Below are 4,651 nucleotides of genomic sequence, written 5' to 3'. Positions count from 1 at the left end.
CGCACGCCTCGACGAAGCCGCCCGCCTGCGCGACGAAACGCATCGAGCCCTGCAACACAAAGCCACCGCCCAACAGGAAGCCGACCGCACAGCCACCCGCATGCGAGCCCTTGAAGATCTCTGGACCCGCGCCCGCATTGAGGCTCAACGCCTCGCCCGCCAACCCGGCGCGGTCAACTTCGCTCCCCCTCATCCCGAGCCAGGCCAGACCCCTCAACCGTTACTGGCAACCGACCTGCTCACGCAACCCGTACTCGATGACATCGCCGCCGCCCTGGACAAAGCACACGAGGTCAGCGAGCGCGAGGAAGCGACGATCCAAGTCCTGCAACGCATCGTCATACCCGGAAACGACCTCCTCCAGCCCGCCGACGAACTTGCTGTCCTTCTCGCCTCCACCCGCCTCCCCAGCGCGGACTCCCGTCGCGCCGCCCTGATCGCACTCACCACAACCTGGCTGCATGTCTCCGAAACCAAGGAGGCGGCACTCCGACTCGCGAAGGACCCGCATGGGCAAGTCCGCGATGCGGCTGTGAGGGCGCTGGCGAAGGGGTGGCCGGGCGATGAGGAGGTCCGTCAGGCTGTGCTTTCAGCCGCCGCCGACCCAGACAAGATCGTCCGGAGAATGGCTATGGCAGCGCTGGCGAAGGGTTGGTTGGGTGATGAGGAGGCTCGTCGGGCTGTGCTTTCAGCCGCCGCCGACCGAGACGAGGTCGTCCGGGAAACGGCTGTGAGGGCGCTGGCGAAGGGGTGGCCGGGCGATGAGGAGGCTCGTCAGGCCGTGCTTTCAGCCGCCGCCGACCTGGGCAGGAGGATCCTGAGGACGGCTGTGACAGCGTTGGGGGTGGGTTGGCCGGGTGATGAGGAGGCTCGCCGGGCTGTGCTTTCAGCCGCCGCCGACCCACACGAGACCGTCCGCAGAGCGGTTGTGGCAGCGTTGGGGGTGGGTTGGCCGGGTGATGAGGAGGCTCGTCGGGCTGTGCTTTCAGCCGCCGCCGACCCACACGAGATCGTCCGCACGGCGGCTGTGGAGGCGCTAGCGAGTGGCTGGCCGGAGTGAGCTGCTGCTTCGAGCAGGACGGCTATGCAAGGCCGGAGGGCGTTGACACTTCGGGAGCGACGGGCACGCCGCACATCTTGCTACGCACCACCTTCCGCTCCAGGCGAACGAGGTACGCGCGGTTGCGGCAGGCGGCCGCGTCTGCTCTGCGTTTCCAGAACAGATCGGTAGCACCAGCGGTACCGAAAGCTCCCGGCTCGCTGCGCCCGCAACTGGAGCAGTGCCCGGTAGGCGGCGGGCGGCACCTTCTGCGGCGCCTGAACGCTGCTGGCGGGACGCGGGTGGAGATCCATCCGCTGAACCAGTCGCAGGTGCCGCGGCCGCTCCAGCGGCTGGTGGAGTACCGCGCGATGAACGTCCGCCGCTGGGACCGCATCGTCGACGCCTGGGCGGCCGGCGACCACCAGGCCCTGGACGACGCCTGGGAGGACGTCATCGTCGACCTGGGATCCCAGTGGGGCCAGTACGAGTACGTCACCAACATAGACTTCGCCGCCTAGAACGCCCCTGTACGCCTCTCTGAGCGCCTGTCAGTCGCCCCCGGGTCTCCCAAAAGCCCGGGGCGACTCGCGTTCGCGGCACAGAGCGGCGTACGGACGTGTGGCCGGGTTGGTGGGATGCTGCGGACGGCGACGCCCCAGAAGTGATCTTCCCTGGCGCCCTGTGGGGCCGGGTACGGGTAAAGGTTCCTCGCGTACGGCCCTCGAATTCGCCTATACACCGGGCTACTTCCTGAGACCCTTGATCAGATTCACCGCCGGGGAGGGCAGCTGCTTGATCATTTTGGACGCGAACATCCTCAAGGGGATCTCACTTCGGGGTCCCGTTGCCGACTTGCTCCGGACGATCCGAGCATCCGGGGCTGAGCGGGTGGTTGCTCCGTGGATCGCCATGGAGGAACTCGCTGCCCAACAGGCCCTGGCCTACGAGGTCAAGCACGCAGCTGCCGTAGGCGCTGTGGAGGCGCTGAGGAGGGCCACGCCTTGGGGCCGCATTCACGGGCCGCGAGAACTCGACTTGGATCGCGTCCGTGAGCATTGGCGGGAGCAGTACGCCCAGGTCGCGGACATCCTTCATACCAGTGCCCGGGTCTATGAGCGGGCGTTGTTCCGCGAGGCGAACCTCATCGCGCCCTGCAAGACGGTCAACAGCGGCAGGCATAAGACCGGAGCCCGTGACGCAGCAATCTGGCTGTCCGCCGTCGAGTACGCCAAGGCGCATCCTTCCGAGAAGGTCTACTTCATCAGCAACAACACCGACGATTTCGGCGATGGAAGCGAATTCCCGCCTGCCCTGGCTGAAGACATTGAGGGGCTGGAGGACCGCTTCGCCCTGTACACCTCCCTTGACGGGGTCGTCGACGAGCTCGCCACCGAAGTAGAGGTCTCGGAAGAGGAGGTGAGAAGCCTTCTGAAAGCGCAGGAAGGGCGGTCATCGCTCTACCATCAGGCTCTTATCACAGCACCCTTCACGGCCACGGTCATCCTCAACGGCGCAAACGAGCCGTCACAGCAGCGGGTGGGGATCTGGACAAGAACGCCAGCGGCAACGCTCAGCACGGTGGACGAGATCCGCGCGTACGAGATCGACGGGCACAAGTGGTGCACGGCCACAGCACGCTGGCTGCTTTCTGGACGTGCCCGTGACAGCAGCCGACGTCTCGACGGAGCAAGGACGTACGCTGCGTGGACAACTCGGATCCTCCTGAGTACGACCGCTCCCGAGAAGGGGGTCACCGTCCTGCGGGCGCAGCCACCCGCCCCGCTCGCCGACGAGGAGACGGCCAGCATTCCGAGGAGCGAGCCGTTGCAGGTTGAAGACGCCGCGAGGTTGGCCCACGAGGACCGTCGGGTCGAACATCTCCTCGCGGCTACGGAGATCGACCCGGACGTCTTTCACCGGATCGCCCGCCATCTCCCTTCGCCGACGATCGATCAGGAACTCCTCCGCTGGATCACTGAGTCGCTCCCGACGCCGGACGCCGACCTGAGTCGCGTTGAGGAGTTGCTGCGGTCGCGGTTGAGTTACGGAGAGAGCGAAGCTCTGCGCCAGGCAGGTATCGAACTGCTGAGTCGGCTGCGAGAATGGAAGCTCGACCAACCGGATGACGAGTAAAGCCCCGGCGTTGTCTTCCAGGTCCGTCATCATGCCGCGCAGCCGGACCCGGTCCTCGACCATCTGCTGAGCGATCGGCTCGACCCTCGGCAGCTTGCCCCGCTTGGCGTGAACGGCGTTGATCGGCGGCATACCGCCACCCGCTGCGCCCCGGCCGAGAACGACGACGGCGCCCTCCTTGTCCGGGGGCGCCGTGGTGGTGCGCGACAGGCTGTAGCGGTTCAGCCAGCTAGCCGGAGCGCGGGCCGGGCCTCAGGGGTGGGTGCGTCCTCGCCGCCGTCCGGGTCGGGGTCGAAGTCGGTGCCTGTCCGGGCGTCCCGGGCCCGCGGGGGCCGGATGTCGCCGGTGGGGAAGTTCAGCGGCCACACGAACGTGTCGGGGCACTTGAGGTGGTTGTGGGAGTTCTCGCTTCCGTGTCCGGGATGGTTCTCAGTCTGGTGTCCGCCCTTGGGGGCTGTGGGCCGGGCCGATTCGGGTGCTTTTACGGGGTGTTGAGCAGGGATGGCCGGGCGCTGCTGCTGGACAAGCAGTGAGGATTGGCTGGTCATTGAGTGAGGAATACCTGGTCAGCGGGGCGGGAGCTCCAAGAGGGGGTGGGCCCGGCATCGGCTGGTCACGGGTGTCCCGGCTGCTTGACGTCGCCCACGCCCTGGGGCCATCCAGGCCGCAGAAATCCTGCATGTGAGACACCGACGTGTCGACCCGCGGCCGTGCTCGACTGCGGGCCTGTCCCAGCGCGCCCTGATTGCCGTCTCCGCGCGTTCCGGCGACGTCGCCGACCTGATGATGCGCCCACCGCCTCTCCATGCTCGCTCACAGCGGCCTTCAGGCCCTTGACCCGGCCGCCGTGCACGTGGTGTCCGCCAAGCCGTCCGCGATATCCGCGCCGTCCCGCCTCCGGACGAACCGCCTCCGGACGAACCGCCTCCGGACGAACCGCCTCCGGACGAACCGCCGGCGGACCTGCGGTCGCCGCCTCGCTCCAGGCCGTCGACGGCCTCGCCGCCCGCCGCTACGCCCGCACTCCTCAGACCGCCGCGCGCTCCACGGCACTGTCCTTTGACCTTCCTGATTAGAATTGAGCAGGGTGTGCGTGCTGATTCCACAAAGGAGCCTGGTTGGATTTTGACGCATGCTCAGAGCGCGGAATGGCGGAGCCTTGGAGAGTTTTCCGGATTGATTTGCCGTCAGTATTCGGATTCAACGAGGTGAGGTTTTCGAGGGACGAGGCAGGCACCAGGTGGTGCGCGCTGAGTCCTAAAGCCAGCCCGGTTCAAGAATGACGCACACCGGTTGTTGGGGGCAGTTATGGGGTTCGTGGGGTGCGGGGCCTGATTGTGGGTCAAAGTTTCGGCTACCCCTCCGGTTCGGGACGAGAGCGCCCTCTTCGCAGCCAGCCGCCCGCATAGCGGGCCGACTACCAGGCACGGAGTGGCTGGTAGTGATCCGCCTTGGCGGATCGTCATGGTTGGCGCG

At 66.9% G+C, this 4,651-nt stretch carries 3 protein-coding genes and 1 pseudogene; 3 read left to right on the top strand and 1 reads right to left on the bottom strand.

Features of this window, described 5'->3' with window-relative positions:
• From EES42_RS44290 to EES42_RS44280, 3 genes and pseudogenes are all read left to right on the top strand, one after another.
• The coding region (locus EES42_RS44290) for a HEAT repeat domain-containing protein (RefSeq protein WP_206434018.1) at positions 1 to 1,060 on the top strand (1,060 nt) is incomplete at its 5' end.
• 239 nt (positions 1,061 to 1,299) lie between these two features.
• A pseudogene (locus tag EES42_RS44285) lies at positions 1,300 to 1,560 on the top strand (transcriptional regulator); the annotation flags it as partial.
• A gap of 274 nt (positions 1,561 to 1,834) precedes the next feature.
• Positions 1,835 to 3,175 (top strand): PIN domain-containing protein, encoded by a 1,341-nt coding sequence (locus tag EES42_RS44280; RefSeq protein WP_124723836.1) that lies wholly within the window; start codon positions 1,835 to 1,837, stop codon positions 3,173 to 3,175.
• A 221-nt stretch (positions 3,176 to 3,396) separates the two neighbouring features.
• On the opposite strand, the gene EES42_RS44275 is transcribed toward EES42_RS44280, so the two are convergent.
• Entirely contained in the window at positions 3,397 to 3,723 is a 327-nt protein-coding gene (locus EES42_RS44275; protein WP_124723835.1) for a hypothetical protein, read from the bottom strand.
• Between the last annotated feature and the right edge of the window lie 928 nt (positions 3,724 to 4,651).

This window comes from Streptomyces sp. ADI95-17, assembly GCF_003846175.1.
Taxonomy (GTDB): Bacteria; Actinomycetota; Actinomycetes; order Streptomycetales; family Streptomycetaceae; genus Streptomyces; species Streptomyces sanglieri.
This window is presented reverse-complemented; position numbering and strand designations above follow the sequence as displayed.